The following is a 16,544-nucleotide window of genomic DNA, read 5'->3' as shown; positions in this document are numbered from 1 at the left end:
GTGGCTATTTTCGTTAACGTTCAGTCCTACATGCGATCCTGACACCATAGATATTAAAGAGCAGCAAGGAAGAACTACAGTGATTAATCAAGCAAACACAATTCTAAAAAACGTCTTCGGCTTCGATCAGTTTCGCGAGTCCCAAGAAGCCATTATCAGTAACGTGTTACATAAGCAAAATACCTTGGCTATTATGCCAACGGGTGGCGGTAAATCCTTGTGTTACCAGATCCCAGGCACAGTATTTGATGGTTTAACCATTGTTATTTCACCGCTAATATCCTTGATGCAAGACCAAGTCAGACAGTTAAATGAACTCGCCATTCCCGCTTGTGTGTTAAATAGTTCACTTTCAGACAATGATTACCAAGACAACTTAGATGCCATCAAACAACAACAGATTAAACTGCTGTTTTTGGCACCAGAAACCGCGTTGCAAACTAATATTTTAGACATGCTCTCAAATTGTGATGTGGCCTGTATTGCCATTGATGAAGCACACTGTATTTCTGAATGGGGCCACGACTTTCGCCCCGAGTACCGTCAGCTTAATCGTCTTATTGAATGTTTCCCCAAAGCCGTATGTATCGCCTTAACGGCGACTGCTACACCCAGAGTGCGAGAGGACATTAAACGCCAGCTGAACATAGTTGACAGTAGCGAGTTCATTTCAAGTTTTGATCGCCCTAACTTGTACATTGGCGTCGTACCCAAAGATAGTCCCTACCAGCAGTGTAAACATTTTGTTGAACAACATCCGGATCAGTCGGGGATCGTTTACTGCCAATCACGCAAAGGCGTCGATGAACTTACCGCCAAGCTGCAGCAGGATGGATTTTCGGCGTTGCCTTATCATGCAGGGCTGAGCAGTATTAAACGTAGTGATTATCAAGAACGTTTTATCCGTGATGATGTCAACATTATTGTGGCGACCATCGCGTTTGGTATGGGCATTAATAAACCAGACGTTCGTTTTGTATTGCATTACGATCTGCCCAAAAATATTGAAGGTTATTACCAACAAATTGGTCGTGCTGGTCGTGACGGCCTAGACGCTGATTGTTTACTATTATTTGGTTACGGTGACACAGGTAAAATTCGTTTCTTTATCGATCAGATGAGTAACGAGCAAGAAAAACGTCTGGCTAATATGCACCTCAATCAAATGTTAGCTTTAGCCGAGGCAGAAGACTGCAGACGTACGCCACTACTAGAATATTTTGGCGAAAAGTCTGCTAAAGAAAATTGCGCTAACTGTGACAACTGCACCGGTGAAAGCAAAGAAAAATCTGACTTAACCGTGCCAGCCCAAAAGTTTTTGTCTTGTGTACATCGTACCGGTCAACGATTTGGCTCTAGCCATATTATTGATGTATTGCGTGGCTCTAGCGCCGAAAAAGTATTACAAAACCAACATAACTTGCTTTCAACTTACAACATTGGCAATGAGTATAATAAAAAGCAGTGGATGGCGCTGGCGCGACAACTGATTCAAAAAGGGTTGCTGAGCCAAGAAGAACAATTTGGCGGATTAAAGCTTACCCAAAAAGCCGGTGATGTATTAAAAGGTAAAGTGCCATTCTTTGCCTTGTTGCAACAACCTGTTGCTGCAAGTAGCCATGCATCTAAAACACTGGTTAACCCAGGTGACCAGCAATTGGTTGCGATATTAAAAGCTGACCGTAAACGTTTGGCTGATGCAGCAAACCTGCCTCCATACGCCATCTTCTCTGATCGCACTCTCAACGAAATGGCTCATTATTTCCCCCACTCCCAAGAAAGCTTGTTACGTATTCATGGTGTAGGGCAAGCAAAATTAGATAAGTATGGTGAGCATTATCTAGCCCTTATCAGCGACCATTGCCAACAAAATAGTATTGAAGAAGTGACCAATACCCAAACGGCTAGTAAAACAACGGTGAGCAAAAGCAGCAATACCAACTCCAGTAGCCGCAGCGCTGAAATTGTTAGCGCTTATCAGTCGGGGCAATCTATAGCGTCTTTAGCCGAACAATTTAAGGTAAAAGACGGCACTATCATTAATCATCTGTATCGCTATGCGCAAGATGGGCATGAGTTTGCTAAACCTTCACAGTTGCTGGAGCAATCAGGTTTGAGTCAAATCCATATTGACGCAGCTTTAGCCGCATTTGCAGAACATACCCACGAACGCCTAAAACCTGTTTACGACAGCCTCAATGAACAAGTGAGTTATGATCAATTACATTTACTTAGGATATATTTCGTTAGTCAGTTAGCTAAATAATCTCAAATTCAGAAGTCGAAATATGCTTCAGAAGATTAACTAGGTTGGCTTGTTGGGTCGCGAAAGTCGTGGGGGCTGTTAATTTGGATCTGACCATTTTTATTATTCTTTTATAAAAAAGGAACTATTTTTGATTAAGTTTTTTAGTTTAATCGTTCTCACAATCCTATTTCTGTTAGCCATTTTCACACTAAATAGCGGCAGTGTAGATAATGTAAGAGAAGTAAAAGAAAAGATTATCTTCATCGATAATAGCCAAAAAATTATCTCAATAGAGTCTGCTTTAGAAGCAAACATAAATGTTTTAGAAGATTATGTTAAAAAGTGTGTGGGTGATAGAGAAGATGAAAATATTAAATCTTCTAAGGAAATCCAAGATACAGAGCTTTTACGTGGGACTCTACAAAACAAGTTTCTTGATGCTTTTTCTACTCCCTTAGAAGATGGCCATAATAAAGTCAATGCATTAATTAAGTATGCGCAATCTTTTCCTGAGGATGAGCTGATTAGAACAGAGATAGTAAGAGTCTGTACTCAGAAGCCAACATTAACAGAATGTAGTCAGAAGTTGTTTAATGAAATTGCTATATATAGTAGCTCTGACGGTGAAATATGGTCATATATGGCTAACTTTTATGCTGGAAATAATGATGACGAAAATACTCTAAAGGCATTAAATCGAGCTTTAGAGTCAAATTATTATGGCAACAGTTTTGGAGAAAGTATTAGTAGAGTCGTTTTTGAATTAAGTGGAGAGAATTCTGGCAGTTTACACGCTAGCTTAATAGAAGCTCTTAAATTGGAAGCTATAAATACCCCTAGTTATGATGGGATTATTAAGTTTTGTGAAGAAAATGTTGGTGATGTTTATATGTCTTCAATATGTTTCCGCTTTGGTCAAGACTTGGTATCCAGAGGGACGAACCATTCATTTTTTTTTATTGGCATGGGTTTAATGAGGATGATGGTTGATATGGGTCCATTTGAAACCAGCCAGATACGTATTCCAGAACAATACGAAACCTATCTGAAAATGAACAATGACTACAAGTTTCATCAGGCAATTAGAGTCATGGAGTTTAATGATGATTTATTGTTGAGCTGGATAAGTAATTTAGAAAAATCAGGCGAGTTAAAGGCAAGCATTATAATAGTAAATGATGTTGTAAAACTGGCTGAGACTAGAAACTTTAAGTATTGCAAGGAACAGATTAATTAAACAAGAAGGTCTCGATAAGCTCTGATACTTTGATTTTTGTTTAATAGTCTATTAAATATTGTGAGAAAAGTCATATTCCATAATAAAATAAATTACTTAGCGTTTTTGAGAAAAATAAAGTGAGACCAGACCAAATTACATAATAGGGGCGCAATGAAATTGACTCTCAAGATATCTGTCAGTACAGGTAGTGCTCTTCTACATTGAATATGGTTAATTCAAACTTGCTAAATAAGCTTCTCTAGTGCTAGCTAGTGAAATCAGCTAAAATACGCGCCCTAAATTTCCACATTGGCAAAATAATGATCAATCAACCAATAAACCGCACTATTTCTGTCGCGCCAATGCTGGATTGGACAGATAAACACTGCCGATATTTCCTCAGACAAATTTCACAACATGCGCTTTTGTATACCGAAATGGTGACCACTGGCGCGATCATTTTTGGCAAAGGTGATTATCTTGGGTATAACCAAGAAGAGCACCCAGTCGCATTACAACTGGGTGGTTCTAATCCTAGTGATATGGCGCGCTGCGCTGCGCAAGCGCAAAAGTACGGTTATGATGAAGTCAATATCAATGTTGGCTGCCCCTCTGATCGCGTGCAAAATGGACGATTTGGCGCTTGTTTAATGGCTGAGCCTGAAACCGTCGCTAAATGTATTAACAGTATGCAGACAGAGGTTGATATTCCCGTCACGGTAAAGTCCCGCATTGGCATTGATGATATGGATGAATACCAAGACTTAACTCGCTTTATTGATGTGGTGGCTGCTTCAGGTTGCGATACCTTTATTGTGCATGCCCGTAAAGCTTGGTTAAAAGGGTTAAGTCCAAAACAAAACCGTGATGTACCACCATTGATGTACGACCGTGTTTATCAATTAAAACAACAGTTTCCCAATTTACATATTAGTTTAAACGGTGGTGTGAAAACCTTAGATGACGTGCAGCTTCACCTGCAGCATTTAGATGGAGTGATGATTGGCCGTGAGATTTATAGTAATCCTTACATTTTAGCTGAAGTCGACAAACGTTTTTATCAAGACAACTCTGTCAGTATAACGCGAGCTGAAGTGGTAAAGGCGATGTTGCCCTACGTAGAGCAGCAAATTTCGCTCGGTGTTCGGCCATGGAGTATCGCTAGGCATATGTTGGGGTTGTTTCAAGGCCAGCCTGGTGGGCGTATTTGGCGCAGATATTTGAGTCAAAACGGGACTAAAGCCAACGTGGGTGTTGAATTATTAACAGATGCATTAGATGTGTTACTAGAAGCACAGTCGAAGGTTAAACAATTCCAATCCGCGATGATTGGTTAAATTTACCAAAGTAGTGGTAATTTAACCAAATCTTAGGGGGGTGAACAATATGTGTTCACATCCCTATTCCCTAGTTAAAAAATAAAAGTTATATAAATCAAATGGATATAAATAATTTCATGATTGGCACAACTATCGCAATGGATACTGCGACTTAAACAATAACTGTTCACACCATTTAAAACAGTTATCACTAACTAAACAAAAGGAAAATATCATGTTCACTAAATCTAAAATCGCTGCCATCGCACTTACTTCTACTCTGGCTTTCGCTTCTACAGCACAAGCCGAAAACGTTTCCTTAGAAAACTATGTAAGCAGTATGGTTAATCAAGCGATGGAAGTTGCACAACAAGAAATCAAAAACAACTTACGTTCGGCTGTATTGACTGTTGCCAACAACGTTAGCTTTGATGAAGAAAAGAATTATGTAGCTAAAGTTTCTATCACGGACCTTAAAACTGAAAATGTTGAGGCTAGCAAAACCGAAGCTGAATAAGGGGTTAACTATGTTTAATCAAATCTCTTTATTTATCATGTTGTTGACCCCAGTAGTTGCCTATGTGGCAGGGGCGATAATATTTAGCTTTGTTGAATGTCTGCGTAAGAGTTCAGCACTGACCAAATATAACAACATCATCACTTATCGGAACGGTCTCTAACAGCAGTATTGACCGTTTTGTTTTTATTACTTTGACCACTTTTACACGCCATTAGACTTATCCTTTCCCTCCAAAATATAATTACCCAAATTTTGTACCTTGTTATCTTGTATGCCCGTTTTGCATGTGTATATAAAATACAGAAACTAGTCGATAGATTTAAAGCAAAAGAATTTTCACCACAGAGACGGAGAGCACAGAGGAAAAGCAGGTAAAAAATAGGTTTTTATTGTGTTATAGACTGAATCTGATTGTCAAAAATGTGGCAAAAAGGAGACATTGCGAAAGATTCATAAATTTTCTCGGCGAAATTACACCTAATGGTGATTCAGAATTTTTACAAGCTCATTTCATTTGTTTACCCTATTGATTAGATATATTATCAGGTTTTTTAGAGGCCTAGAGAGGCGAGCCTTAGGCCAATACTTGCTGACAATACAATAAGTATTTCAGAGTTTAAGAAAAACCCAATGGCAGTTGTTAAGCAGGCTGATGGTTTTCTTGTAGCTGTATTGAATAGAAATAAGTCAGAGTTTTATGGTATTCCAGCAGACGCCTATGCGGACTTGCGTCATAAACTCGAAGATATTGAACTAGCGCAAATTGTTGAGGAGCGCATTGGTTAAGAAGAGGTCGAAGTAAGTAGTGACTACTTATAAACGGCTATTTCGCTTTTCTATACGATCGACAAACACCAAAAGCACGACACTACCATAATTGCTTGCAGCAGAAGTGATTTCTATTTTCCTAAGATATAGCTCGAGCTTGGTATAATGCTAAGTAGAGTATAATGAGAAGTTAAACGCTATGAAAAAGACTCTCCTGATAATTGGATTCATTGCAGTTTTCGTTGCTGTATTTATCTGGTCATTACCTGCGCCAATCGATAACGATTTGAATCAAATTGGCAATGGCAAAAAGTCGGTGGTTTTTATTTACGATCTCAATCGAGTAGTGAGTAATCAACAGACGATTGAAATTAATAATGCTAAGGCGGAGCTTGGTGATACCGTGAACTATTTAGTATCACGCACAGGCTATCCAGCAACAGATAAATTTATGCAAAATTACAAGGCAGAAAGTGCCGAACTCTTGTTCTTCGATGAAAGCGGTGAACTTTTCAAGCGCAAATTTGCACTCGTCAATGCAGCGGATTTAACGATAATATTGGCTAGCGCCGACTAAAATGTCATTAGTATGCAGCTTTGCTCTCCCGCTTTCGCTCTTTTTTGCCGTTCGCCAAAACGAATCACATTGTAAGATCACTAACTGGGGCTTGACTGAGAAGTTTGTGCCCAGACTGTGTAAAAACTAATTTTCCGCCGTTGACAATGCGTTGCTGTGTCAATGAAACAAAGGATTAACCGCAAATCACCATCAATATTCATTGTAGAGAAGGGTTTTTAAGTCAAAGTTAAAGACGAAAATCCATAAATTGGAGTTTTTATACAGCCTGTGCCATTAGCAGCCGTTCGCCATTGGTTTTGTAATCACAAAATTTGCAAAAAAGCGGACTATGAATTAACTGGCTCGCTAAATAATTCTACTTAAATTGACTGTATACAAAATCAGGTATAATGAGATTTACTAAATAATGCCTATTTCGCTTCCTATTATGTAATTTTGACTGGTCTCACTTTGTTTTTTCTTAAAAACGCTAAGTTATTAATTTAACAGTGAAAAATATTTTTTACATAGTTTTTAACAGTAAGATGAAAAGTCTCGTTAAAGTCAGGTCTCCTTTTGCTTTTGCAACTCTTTGTGGTTTTGATAGCAAAAAACACTTAATAAAATCAAAAGTAAGTACTGAAAGTGACGAAACTAAAAATCAAATCGAGAAGTTACATATACGACATGCTCGATAATAATAGTTATACATTCCTTTAGTCTCCTATCAAACTCAAACTAAAACTCAAACTAAAACTCAAAATCTAAAATTTGCGTTACATTGAAAGTATGACATACTAAAACCATATAAAACGCATATTTAGAAAGTAGAGATCATGGCTAAACCTAGAGTGGAACAAGCTCCAAAATTAAGTATTCCTGAAGATTTTGAATCCATATTATCTTTCCTTCATAAATATGATGCTACTGATGATGAAGGTAAATATCTCCATTGGAGTCAACTTAAGTGGAGAGTACCTAAAAAAGATGCTGAAAGCATTTGGAAGACTGTAAAGTTCAAAAGAACGTCACAGTACAAGGCACTTACAATTGTAGGTGAAGATGATACCCCTTTTGTATACTGTACTCCCCATTCAATGGAAGCTTTATTGTATCAACTAGTAAAAATAGCTGGGGGCAATGTCGGTGCAGTATCTAATACCGCGGCTAGTGATAATTTACAAAGTAAATTTTTAGTTTCATCTTTAATTATGGAAGAAGCTATTACAAGTGCCCAACTTGAAGGTGCCTCTACGACTCGTGAAGTAGCTAAAAAAATGTTGGAAGATGAAAGAGAACCCGTAGATGAAGACGAGAGAATGATATTAAATAATTATTTTCTTTTGAGGTTTGCAGAACAAAATAAAAAAGAAAAATTAACTTTAGATCTTATTCTAGAATTTCATCGGATAGCGACAAAAGGGACTACAGAGAACAATGTGATCCCTGGCCAGTTTAGAGAAGGTAATGATATATATATCGAAGATGGGGACGGAAATATTGCCCATCAGCCCCCTCATTTTAATTTAATTGACGAAAGGCTTCAGAAACTATGTGATTTTGCTAATGAAGATCATTCTGGCTTGAATGGATGTGACTTTGTACATCCAATTATTAAAGCAATTATACTTCACTTTATGATGGGCTATGAACACCCATTTAGAGACGGAAATGGTCGAGTAGCAAGAGCATTATTTTATTGGTTCATGCTTAATAGTGAATACACTCTATTCAAATTTGTTTCTATTAGTAAGTTATTAAAGGAAAAGCCAAAAGAGTATGGAATGTCTTATATGTACACAGAGAAAGACTCTAATGATTTAACTTACTTTATTTATTTTCAGTTAGATATTATTCTTCATGCCTTCGAGGAATTGAAAACATACTTAGGAAATAAGACAAATGAATTTAAGAAAATTGCTGAGATATTAGAGAAAACTTCTTGGGGTAATAAGCTAAATTTCATTCAAAAAGATTTAATAAAGAAAGCAGTTAAAGAGCCAGGGAGGATATTTAGTGCTAAAGAAATTTCTAATTCTTATACTATTTCTGCAAATACAGCTAGAGCATATTTAGCAAAATTAGCTGAACTGAAATTATTTCTTACAACGAAAGACGGTAAAACCATAATTTACATAGCTCCTTCGGATTTACTTTCTAAATTAAATAGTGGGAATGTATAACAAACAAATTATAGCCGACGCGTAAAAAGCGCGCGCCGCATATTCGAAGCGATATGTCCGCTTTAAGGCGAAAGCTCAATCAAAAATTGAATATGCCTAACGGCGGCAATTCGCTCATTCCCGCCCATCAGGTTTAACTTGGCCTATTGACCAGAAGTGATCGATATTTTTTTTCATCGAAGCCGTAATTTTTTTTCTCTGTGTACTCTGTGCTCTTCGTGCTCTCCGTGTCCACTATGGTTAGTCTTCTTTTTCTTTGTCGGAAGTTGTGGTCTCACTGCCTATTAAATATCAGTTGTGATTTTCACTAACAACTTAGTCTATTTGACTAAATTGTTTGGTGAGACCCAAGCGTTTTAAAATTACTATTTCCATTATTTATAAAATTTCTAATTAAAATCAATTTGTTACGTGTATTTATTAAGTTGGCACAACACTTGTAATAGTTCTGGTAGTGCTGGAATAGCCCAGCAGGAAACTGATTAATATTATTGGAGAAATTAAAATGGGTATGTTTACGAGAATGTCAGACATAGTACAAGCCAATATCAATGCCATCTTAGATAAGGCAGAAGAGCCCGCAAAAGTGATTAAGTTACTTATTCAAGAGATGGAAGAAACCTTAGTTGAGTTACGCTCAGTTGCGGCTACTAACCTAGCGGAAAAGAAGCAGGTTCAGCGCCAAGTGGACAAACTACAACAACAGATAAATGCATGGCAGGCAAAGGCGACCTTAGCGGTAGAGAAAGGCCGTGAAGACTTAGCCAGAGCAGCATTGGTTGAAAAGCACCACAGTCAGCAAAAATTATCAGCTTTAGCTGAGGAGCAAAATGTAGTTGAAGAGTCGCTTACTAAATTACAAGCCGATATGGGAAAACTACAAGACAAACTAGTGGAAGCCCGAGCTAAACAAAAATCTCTGATTGTTAGAGAGCGTTCGGTAGCTGTGCGCATGACCGTTAAAAATAAAGCTCATTCAGTCAAAATTGATGACGCGATCATTCGATTTGAACAATATGAACGCAGAATTGATGATCTAGAGTCACAAGTCGATGCTTACGACTTTGTTAATGAGTCACAAGGTTTGAACGCACAGTTCAATCAACTTGAAGCTGAGAGTCAAATTGAGCAAGAGCTAGAAGCTTTACGTAAAAAGGTGGCTTAGTGTTGATTTGCCAATTCGCTAGTGGCGATCAACATTGCCGCTAGCCGCAGAAACTTGAAGTTATAGGAGAAAAACATGAGTCGTTATTTTGAAGTTAACAAATTATACAAAGATCCAATACATCGTAAAGTGTCGGGTGTATGTGCCGGTTTAGCGAAACATTGGAGTGTACCTAGATTGTTAGTTCGAGTAGCAGCAGTAGTCTGTTTAATCGCGCTACCTACAGTCACTGCTATCGCTTATATCACAGCGACAATCCTGATCCCAAACAGATAGGGGGGCTGTATGTTCAAAAACATAATACTGGCTGTGTTGATAGCGATTGTGTTGACGTACAGCTTAGGCTACTTAGCAAGCCAGTGGTTAGATTTACATATTTCCTTTGCACAGCATGATGTTGAACCTATCACTTCCATTATCGCACTAACAGGCGTAGTGGCAATATTGGTTGTCATTGGTTTTATCATCGCTTTTAGCATTTTTGCTGCTATAGCTTTCGCCCTAATTGCTGGAGGGGTGGGGTTGTTTGTTGCCGAATTAAGTGTGTTTTGGCCGGTTATCTTATTTACCATGGTGATTTTTCTTTTAGTGAGAGACAAACAAACAGCCGCCTACTGATGTTATCAACGATCTCGGTCAAACTTTTGTGCTTAATGGATGGTATGTTCATTAAAATTACTGAATAATCGGAAGTAAGTTTTTATATGTGGGTGATTTATGCTTCGATTAATTGTATTGCTGGGTAGTTTATTAGTAACGGGTGTAATTTACGCTGAAATAATAGTAACAGAAGCAACTGTCAGGTTACTGCCTCCTGGCGTACCTAACACCGCGGCATATTTTTCTATTCAAAACAGCTCAGACACCACCCAAATTTTGATCGGTGCTTCGGCGGATTTTGCTACTAAAGCAGAAATACATAACCATATAATGGTTAATGATATGATGCGTATGGAACAACAGTCAGAGGTCGTTATTCAACCAGGTGAGAGCGTACAATTTGCTCCCGGCGGCCTACACCTTATGCTATTTGGGCTGAAACAGCCCTTGTTAGAAGGACAATCTGTAGCAATCAGTTTGCAGACCAAAGACGGTGAGTTCATTGTCATCCAGGCTAATGTCGCCAGGCCGTCTGTACACAAACATCATTAGGAAAAAACATGAAACAATATCTTGCACCAAAATGGCTATTTAGCACTGCTGTACTACTTATCTTCTTGTTATGGGTTTTGTCAGTGTTTTGGAGCTTCGAGCCTGAATTATTTGAACCTGAGCTGCTTGCCCAGCAACAAGCTAGCCAGAAAAATGAGTCTGTTGTAGCGGGTTACACGATTACGACTAGTTTAATTAAAGTTGCCGAAACCTTGTTAAACAAGTCTGGTGGCTATTTGTCAAATGATGTATTGCCGCCTAGTGTCATGATGGACAATATGCCTAGCTGGGAGTTTGGGGCTTTAGAAATGACGCGAGATTTGGCCCTAGCGATGCGCCAAGACTTTAGCCGTTCACAAAGCCAATCCTTAGAAAACCCTTTCTTAACCAAAGCCCAACCTCAATTTAATATTGATAGCTTAAGTTGGTTGTTGCCTTCCGCAGAGTCCAAGTATCAAGAAGGCATAGATAATTTATATGCTTACAGAAGTAGCCTATCTGATAGCCGCCAACAGCAGGGGCAATTCTATGCACGAGCAGATAATTTAAGGGATTGGCTGAAACAGCTGGAGAAACGTTTAGGTAGTTTTTCACAACGTTTAAGTGCCAGTGTTGGTCAAGAGCGGCTTGATACAAGCCTAGCAGGTGATGCTCAAGCTATTAAGTCTACGCCAACGGCAAGTAGACTGGCTGAAAAAACCAGCTGGTGGCAGTTAGATGATAATTTTTATGAAGCCAGAGGTGCAAGTTGGGCATTGATACATTTTTTAAAAGCAGTAGAAGTGGATTTTGCAGATGTACTTGAGAAGAAAAATGCCAAGATTAGCCTGCAACAAATCATCCGTGAGCTAGAGGCGACACAAGAATCTTTGTGGAGCCCAATAATATTAAATGGCAGTGGCTTTGGTACGTTAGCTAATCATTCGCTAGTGATGGCGAACTATATTTCTCGTGCAAATGCTGCTTTAATCGAACTAAGTGAATTGTTAAATCAAGGATAAATAATGAAAAAAATCACGCTATCTATCGGATTATTAGCACTATGTGCAAGTTTTACAAGTCAAGCTGACACTTTACTTGGGCTATATGTCGGTGCACAAGGTTGGAATATGGAAACATCAGGTGGGTTTTCAAATGATGGCAGTAATGCTGATTTTAATTTCGAAGATCAGAGTAACTCTAATCTGTATGTGGCTTTTGAACATCCTATTCCGCTAATCCCAAATGTTAAAGTGCAAAGAACTGCTATGGATACCCAAGGTGATGTAATCTTGGATGCTCAGTTTACATTCGGTGACAAAGTTTTTGCTGCTAATGGTAATGCTTTTACAGATGTATCATTAACGACTACCGATTTCATCCTGTATTACGAATTGTTTGATAATGATTTAGTTAGTTTCGACGTTGGCCTCAATGCAAAATATATTGATGGGGAGTTTTTGGTTACAGTTGATGGTGAAATTGGTAGAGAAGAGTTTTCTGGACCAGTTCCGATGGTTCATTCTAGGTTGGCTGTTGGTGTTCCATTTACTGGTTTTGGTGCATTTGTAGAAGGTAGTTTTTTAAGTGTTGATGATCATACTTTGTCAGACTATCAGGCTGCTATTACTTACAGTTTGATGGAAAACCTTGCAATAGACGTTACTTTTCAACTCGGTTATCGTTCAGTATCCTTAGAGTTGGAAGACTTGGATGGCATATACTCTGATCTCGAATTTAAAGGTGCATATGCGGGATTAGAGGTGCATTTTTAATTTCATCTGATTTGGTTATAAAAAATTAGTTTTTATTCTTTCCAGTTATGTCCTTATATCGCTAACCTATAGTTGTGTTAATAACGGTTAGCGATTCTATGTCATCAGTAATAAATCAAGCCACTGGGCTTGCCGCAGGTTTAAATGAAAACCAGTGGTCTCAAATTAATCAGGCTACGGCCTCTCTCAATCCTCAACAACTGACTTGGTTGAGTGGTTACTTAGCTGGGATGGCGCAAAATGGCCAGTCTGCTGTTTTATCTCAACCCAATAGCAGCTCAGCAAAGTCTTTAACTATTTTGTATGGTTCACAAACGGGTAACGCCAAATCTGTTGCCAAGGAATATAAAGCCAAATTAGACGCGCTAAATGTTCCAGCGAAAATAGTTAGTATGGCAGACTATAAGCACAAGCAGCTGAAAACAGAAAGTCATGTGGTCGTTATTGTTAGCACCCATGGTGAAGGCGAAGCACCAGATGATGCGGTTGCACTGCACAGCTTTTTAGCTGGGAAAAAAGCACCTAAACTCAAAGACTTAAATTTTGCGGTTTTGGGCTTAGGTGACACAAGTTACGAGTTTTTTTGCCAAACAGCGAAAGATTTTGACAAACGTTTACAAGACTTGGGCGCAACCAGAATTACTGACCGGGTTGATTGTGACGTTGATTACGACGCAGATGTAACGGCTTGGTTCGAAACCATCACACATCAAGTAAAAGATGAGTTGGGTGCAAAAAGTATGCAATCTGTCATACCATCGTTGGATCTGGGCGCTAGTTCTGTAGTAGCCAGTCAATACACTAAAAAATCCCCATATACCGCAACCTTGCTTGAAAGCCTTAAAATTACTGGCCGAGATTCAGTTAAGGATATTCGTCATATTGAGATATCCCTTGAAGATTCAGGTATCCAATATCGCCCCGGTGATGCATTAGGTGTTTGGTATAAAAATGATGCAAGCTTAGTTGCTGAGTTAATTTCTGAAATTGGTTTACAAAGTGATACCTTGGTTGGCTGGTCAGGTGATGATTACAGTTTTAACGACGTATTGGTCAATCAATTAGAGCTCACCCAAAGTTATCCGACTTTTGTCAGCAAATATGCAATATATGCAAAAAATGTCGAACTTAATGCATTGTTGGATGATAAGTCTGTATTGCGTGAGTATTTAACCAAACGTCAAATCATCGATGTTGTTCGCCAGTTTCCCGCTAAGATCACTGCTCAGCAGTTTGTTGATGCGTTAAGAAGTATGACACCACGACTCTACTCTATCGCTTCTAGCCAAGCAGAAGTAGAAGATGAAGTGCACCTTACCGTTGCCTTAGTTGAGTATGAGGCTCACGGTCATACTCATCAAGGTGGTGCTTCTAGCTTCTTGTCTACTCGTTTAGATGAAGGTGGTGAAGTGAATGTGTTTGTTGAGTCAAACGACAACTTCCGCTTACCAGATGATGGCAACACAGCTGTCATCATGATTGGCCCAGGCACAGGTATCGCGCCCTTCAGAGCCTTTATGCAACAACGTGAAGCGGAAGAATCAAGTGGTGAAAACTGGTTGTTCTTTGGTAACCCCAATTATACTCAGGACTTCTTGTATCAAACAGAATGGCAGCGTTTTGTAAAAGATGGGGTGGTAAATAAAGTCAGCTTGGCATTTTCCAGAGATCAAGAACAAAAAATTTATGTGCAGCATCGTATGCTTGAACAAGGCGCTGAGCTTTATCAATGGCTTGAGCGAGGCGCCCACCTTTATGTATGTGGTGACGCCAACCATATGGCCAAAGATGTACAAGACGCTTTAGTGCAAATTGTGATTGAACATGGCGCTAAAAGTGAAGAGCAAGCAGAACAGTATGTTTCTGACTTGCGCCGTGCAAAACGTTACCAGAAGGACGTTTATTAATGAGTAAAGACCACAAAAATTTCGTCGTTGAAGGCAAGTTAGCTGATAACGAACGCCTTAAAAGCCAAAGTGATTTCTTGCGTGGCACCATTGCAGAAGATTTGAACGATGATTTAACCGGTGCATTTGTTGGCGATAATTTCCAGCTTATTCGTTTTCATGGCATGTACCAGCAAGACGACCGTGATATCCGTGCAGAGCGCGCTAAACAAAAATTAGAGCCACTACAAAATGTGATGTTAAGAGCCCGATTACCCGGAGGCATCATAGCTACGCAGCAGTGGTTGGCGATTGATAAGTTTGCGGAAGAAAAAAGTATCTATGGCAGTATTCGTTTAACTACCCGTCAAACATTTCAGTTTCACGGAGTATTAAAGCCTAACGTAAAATCTATGCATCAAATGCTTAATCAGGTTGGCGTCGATTCTATTGCGACTGCCGGGGATGTAAACCGTAATGTGTTGTGTACCTCTAACCCAGTAGAGTCTGAAGTACATCAAGAAGCCTATGAGTGGGCGAAGAAAATCAGTGAACATTTGCTGCCTAAAACGCGTGCCTACGCTGAAATTTGGTTGGATGGCGAAAAATCTGAAACAACTGAAGTAGAGCCTATCTTAGGTAATAACTACCTACCTCGTAAGTTTAAAACGACAGTGGTTATTCCGCCGCAAAATGATGTAGACGTGCATGCTAACGACTTGAATTTTGTGGCCATCGCCGAAAATGGAAAATTAGTGGGGTTTAATGTATTGGTGGGTGGTGGCTTAGCCATGACTCATGGAGATACCTCTACTTTCCCACGTAAAGCAGATGACTTTGGGTATATTAGCTTAGAGCACACTTTGGCTGTAGCTGAAGCGGTAGTGTCTACTCAACGTGACTGGGGGAACCGTGTTAATCGTAAAAATGCGAAGACTAAGTATACGTTAGAGCGTGTTGGTGTTGAAAACTTTAAAGCGGAAGTAGAAACACGCTCAGGAATTAGTTTTGCACAAAGCCGCCCTTACGAATTTACTTCACGTGGTGATCGCATTGGTTGGGTTGAAGGTGTAGACGGTAAGCATCACCTTACCTTATTTATCGAAAACGGCCGAATTTTAGACTATCCAGGCAAAACACTGAAAACTGGTTGTGCTGAAATTGCAAAAATACATACAGGTGATTTTCGTCTAACGGCTAATCAGAATTTGATAGTCGCTGGGGTACCCGTTGAGCAAAAAACGCAGATTGAAAAGCTAGCACGTGAGCACGGGTTAATGGCTGATGATGTGAGTTTGCAGCGTAGAGATTCGATGGCCTGTGTGTCTTTACCAACATGCCCATTAGCGATGGCTGAAGCAGAAAGGTATTTACCTGATGCGGTGACAGAGATTGAAGGGCTATTAGCCAAGCATGGTATGCAGGATGAAAGTATCATTTATCGTGTTACCGGTTGCCCTAATGGCTGTGGCCGGTCTATGTTGGCAGAAGTCGGTTTGGTGGGTAAAGGCCCAGGCAAATACAACTTCCATTTAGGTGGTGACCGTCAAGGTACACGGATCCCTAGAATGTACCGTGAAAATATCGATGAAAAAGAAATCATGAGTGAGTTAGATAACTTAATAGGCCGCTGGTCTAAAGAACGTGATGCTAACGAAGCTTTTGGTGATTTTGTTATCAGAGCACAAGTCGTCAAACCTGTTATTGACTCAGCCAAGGACTTTTATGATGACCCAAGCTATTCAATTTAACAAAGTAGACAGTGCCGCAC

At 39.3% G+C, this 16,544-nt stretch carries 16 protein-coding genes; all 16 read left to right on the top strand.

The annotated features are described in order from the left end of the window. The first annotated feature begins 79 nt into the window (after positions 1-79). The 16 genes from recQ to cysI all read left to right on the top strand — a co-directional run bounded on the left by recQ (position 80) and on the right by cysI (position 16,524). On the top strand, positions 80-2,266 hold the full coding sequence (gene recQ / locus CXF95_RS15305; RefSeq protein WP_101199514.1) for a DNA helicase RecQ: 2,187 nt from the start codon (positions 80-82) through the stop codon (positions 2,264-2,266). A 130-nt stretch (positions 2,267-2,396) separates the two neighbouring features. Then, on the top strand, positions 2,397-3,485 hold the full coding sequence (locus CXF95_RS15300; RefSeq protein ID WP_101199513.1) for a hypothetical protein: 1,089 nt from the start codon (positions 2,397-2,399) through the stop codon (positions 3,483-3,485). Between the two features lie 302 nt (positions 3,486-3,787). Beyond that, complete coding sequence (gene dusA / locus CXF95_RS15295) at positions 3,788-4,804, top strand: tRNA dihydrouridine(20/20a) synthase DusA (protein ID WP_101199512.1); 1,017 nt, start codon at positions 3,788-3,790, stop codon at positions 4,802-4,804. 217 nt (positions 4,805-5,021) lie between these two features. Beyond that, the gene (locus CXF95_RS15290; protein WP_101199511.1) at positions 5,022-5,303 is read left to right on the top strand and encodes a hypothetical protein; all 282 of its coding nucleotides are present in this window, start codon (positions 5,022-5,024) and stop codon (positions 5,301-5,303) included. Positions 5,304-5,313: 10 nt separating this feature from the next. After that, the gene (locus CXF95_RS30010) at positions 5,314-5,466 is read left to right on the top strand and encodes a hypothetical protein (protein WP_198556604.1); all 153 of its coding nucleotides are present in this window, start codon (positions 5,314-5,316) and stop codon (positions 5,464-5,466) included. Positions 5,467-5,936: 470 nt separating this feature from the next. After that, positions 5,937-6,092, top strand: a complete 156-nt coding sequence (locus CXF95_RS30005; protein ID WP_198556603.1) for a hypothetical protein — start codon at positions 5,937-5,939, stop codon at positions 6,090-6,092. A gap of 181 nt (positions 6,093-6,273) precedes the next feature. Next, entirely contained in the window at positions 6,274-6,651 is a 378-nt protein-coding gene (locus CXF95_RS15285; RefSeq protein WP_101199510.1) for a hypothetical protein, read from the top strand. An 818-nt stretch (positions 6,652-7,469) separates the two neighbouring features. After that, a complete protein-coding gene (locus tag CXF95_RS15280; protein WP_101199509.1) occupies positions 7,470-8,816 on the top strand; it encodes a Fic family protein in 1,347 nt (448 codons plus the stop codon). Positions 8,817-9,321: 505 nt separating this feature from the next. Further along, positions 9,322-9,981, top strand: a complete 660-nt coding sequence (gene pspA, locus CXF95_RS15275) for a phage shock protein PspA (RefSeq protein ID WP_101199508.1) — start codon at positions 9,322-9,324, stop codon at positions 9,979-9,981. Between the two features lie 75 nt (positions 9,982-10,056). Beyond that, on the top strand, positions 10,057-10,257 hold the full coding sequence (locus tag CXF95_RS15270; RefSeq protein WP_101199507.1) for a PspC domain-containing protein: 201 nt from the start codon (positions 10,057-10,059) through the stop codon (positions 10,255-10,257). 9 nt (positions 10,258-10,266) lie between these two features. After that, positions 10,267-10,599, top strand: coding sequence for a hypothetical protein (locus tag CXF95_RS15265; protein ID WP_101199506.1), 333 nt, complete (start codon positions 10,267-10,269; stop codon positions 10,597-10,599). A 99-nt stretch (positions 10,600-10,698) separates the two neighbouring features. Next, the gene (locus CXF95_RS15260; RefSeq protein WP_101199505.1) at positions 10,699-11,133 is read left to right on the top strand and encodes a copper chaperone PCu(A)C; all 435 of its coding nucleotides are present in this window, start codon (positions 10,699-10,701) and stop codon (positions 11,131-11,133) included. An 8-nt stretch (positions 11,134-11,141) separates the two neighbouring features. Continuing rightward, complete coding sequence (locus tag CXF95_RS15255; protein ID WP_101199504.1) at positions 11,142-12,134, top strand: DUF2333 family protein; 993 nt, start codon at positions 11,142-11,144, stop codon at positions 12,132-12,134. A 3-nt stretch (positions 12,135-12,137) separates the two neighbouring features. After that, positions 12,138-12,887, top strand: coding sequence for a TIGR04219 family outer membrane beta-barrel protein (locus CXF95_RS15250; protein ID WP_101199503.1), 750 nt, complete (start codon positions 12,138-12,140; stop codon positions 12,885-12,887). A 98-nt stretch (positions 12,888-12,985) separates the two neighbouring features. Beyond that, positions 12,986-14,794 carry an assimilatory sulfite reductase (NADPH) flavoprotein subunit gene (locus tag CXF95_RS15245; protein ID WP_101199502.1) on the top strand — a complete coding sequence of 603 codons (1,809 nt, stop codon included), beginning with the start codon at positions 12,986-12,988 and terminating at the stop codon, positions 14,792-14,794. Continuing rightward, complete coding sequence (cysI, locus tag CXF95_RS15240; RefSeq protein WP_101199501.1) at positions 14,794-16,524, top strand: assimilatory sulfite reductase (NADPH) hemoprotein subunit; 1,731 nt, start codon at positions 14,794-14,796, stop codon at positions 16,522-16,524. The genes CXF95_RS15245 and cysI overlap by 1 nt, the downstream gene beginning before the upstream one ends. Positions 16,525-16,544: the final 20 nt, after the last annotated feature.

The organism is Paraglaciecola sp. MB-3u-78 (assembly GCF_002835935.1).
Classification (GTDB): domain Bacteria; phylum Pseudomonadota; class Gammaproteobacteria; order Enterobacterales; family Alteromonadaceae; genus Paraglaciecola.
Note: the sequence above shows the minus strand (reverse complement) of the source record. Positions and strands in the feature narration are given on the sequence as shown.

Excerpts from the sequence above, each read along its gene's own strand:
- dusA (WP_101199512.1), top strand. The coding sequence starts at position 3,788 with ATGATCAATCAACCAATAAACCGCACTATTTCTGTCGCGCCAATGCTG.
- CXF95_RS15290 (WP_101199511.1), top strand. The coding sequence starts at position 5,022 with ATGTTCACTAAATCTAAAATCGCTGCCATCGCACTTACTTCTACTCTG.
- CXF95_RS30010 (WP_198556604.1), top strand. The coding sequence starts at position 5,314 with ATGTTTAATCAAATCTCTTTATTTATCATGTTGTTGACCCCAGTAGTT.
- CXF95_RS30005 (WP_198556603.1), top strand. The coding sequence starts at position 5,937 with ATGGCAGTTGTTAAGCAGGCTGATGGTTTTCTTGTAGCTGTATTGAAT.
- CXF95_RS15285 (WP_101199510.1), top strand. The coding sequence starts at position 6,274 with ATGAAAAAGACTCTCCTGATAATTGGATTCATTGCAGTTTTCGTTGCT.
- CXF95_RS15280 (WP_101199509.1), top strand. The coding sequence starts at position 7,470 with ATGGCTAAACCTAGAGTGGAACAAGCTCCAAAATTAAGTATTCCTGAA.
- pspA (WP_101199508.1), top strand. The coding sequence starts at position 9,322 with ATGGGTATGTTTACGAGAATGTCAGACATAGTACAAGCCAATATCAAT.
- CXF95_RS15270 (WP_101199507.1), top strand. The coding sequence starts at position 10,057 with ATGAGTCGTTATTTTGAAGTTAACAAATTATACAAAGATCCAATACAT.
- CXF95_RS15265 (WP_101199506.1), top strand. The coding sequence starts at position 10,267 with ATGTTCAAAAACATAATACTGGCTGTGTTGATAGCGATTGTGTTGACG.
- CXF95_RS15260 (WP_101199505.1), top strand. The coding sequence starts at position 10,699 with ATGCTTCGATTAATTGTATTGCTGGGTAGTTTATTAGTAACGGGTGTA.
- CXF95_RS15255 (WP_101199504.1), top strand. The coding sequence starts at position 11,142 with ATGAAACAATATCTTGCACCAAAATGGCTATTTAGCACTGCTGTACTA.
- CXF95_RS15250 (WP_101199503.1), top strand. The coding sequence starts at position 12,138 with ATGAAAAAAATCACGCTATCTATCGGATTATTAGCACTATGTGCAAGT.
- CXF95_RS15245 (WP_101199502.1), top strand. The coding sequence starts at position 12,986 with ATGTCATCAGTAATAAATCAAGCCACTGGGCTTGCCGCAGGTTTAAAT.
- cysI (WP_101199501.1), top strand. The coding sequence starts at position 14,794 with ATGAGTAAAGACCACAAAAATTTCGTCGTTGAAGGCAAGTTAGCTGAT.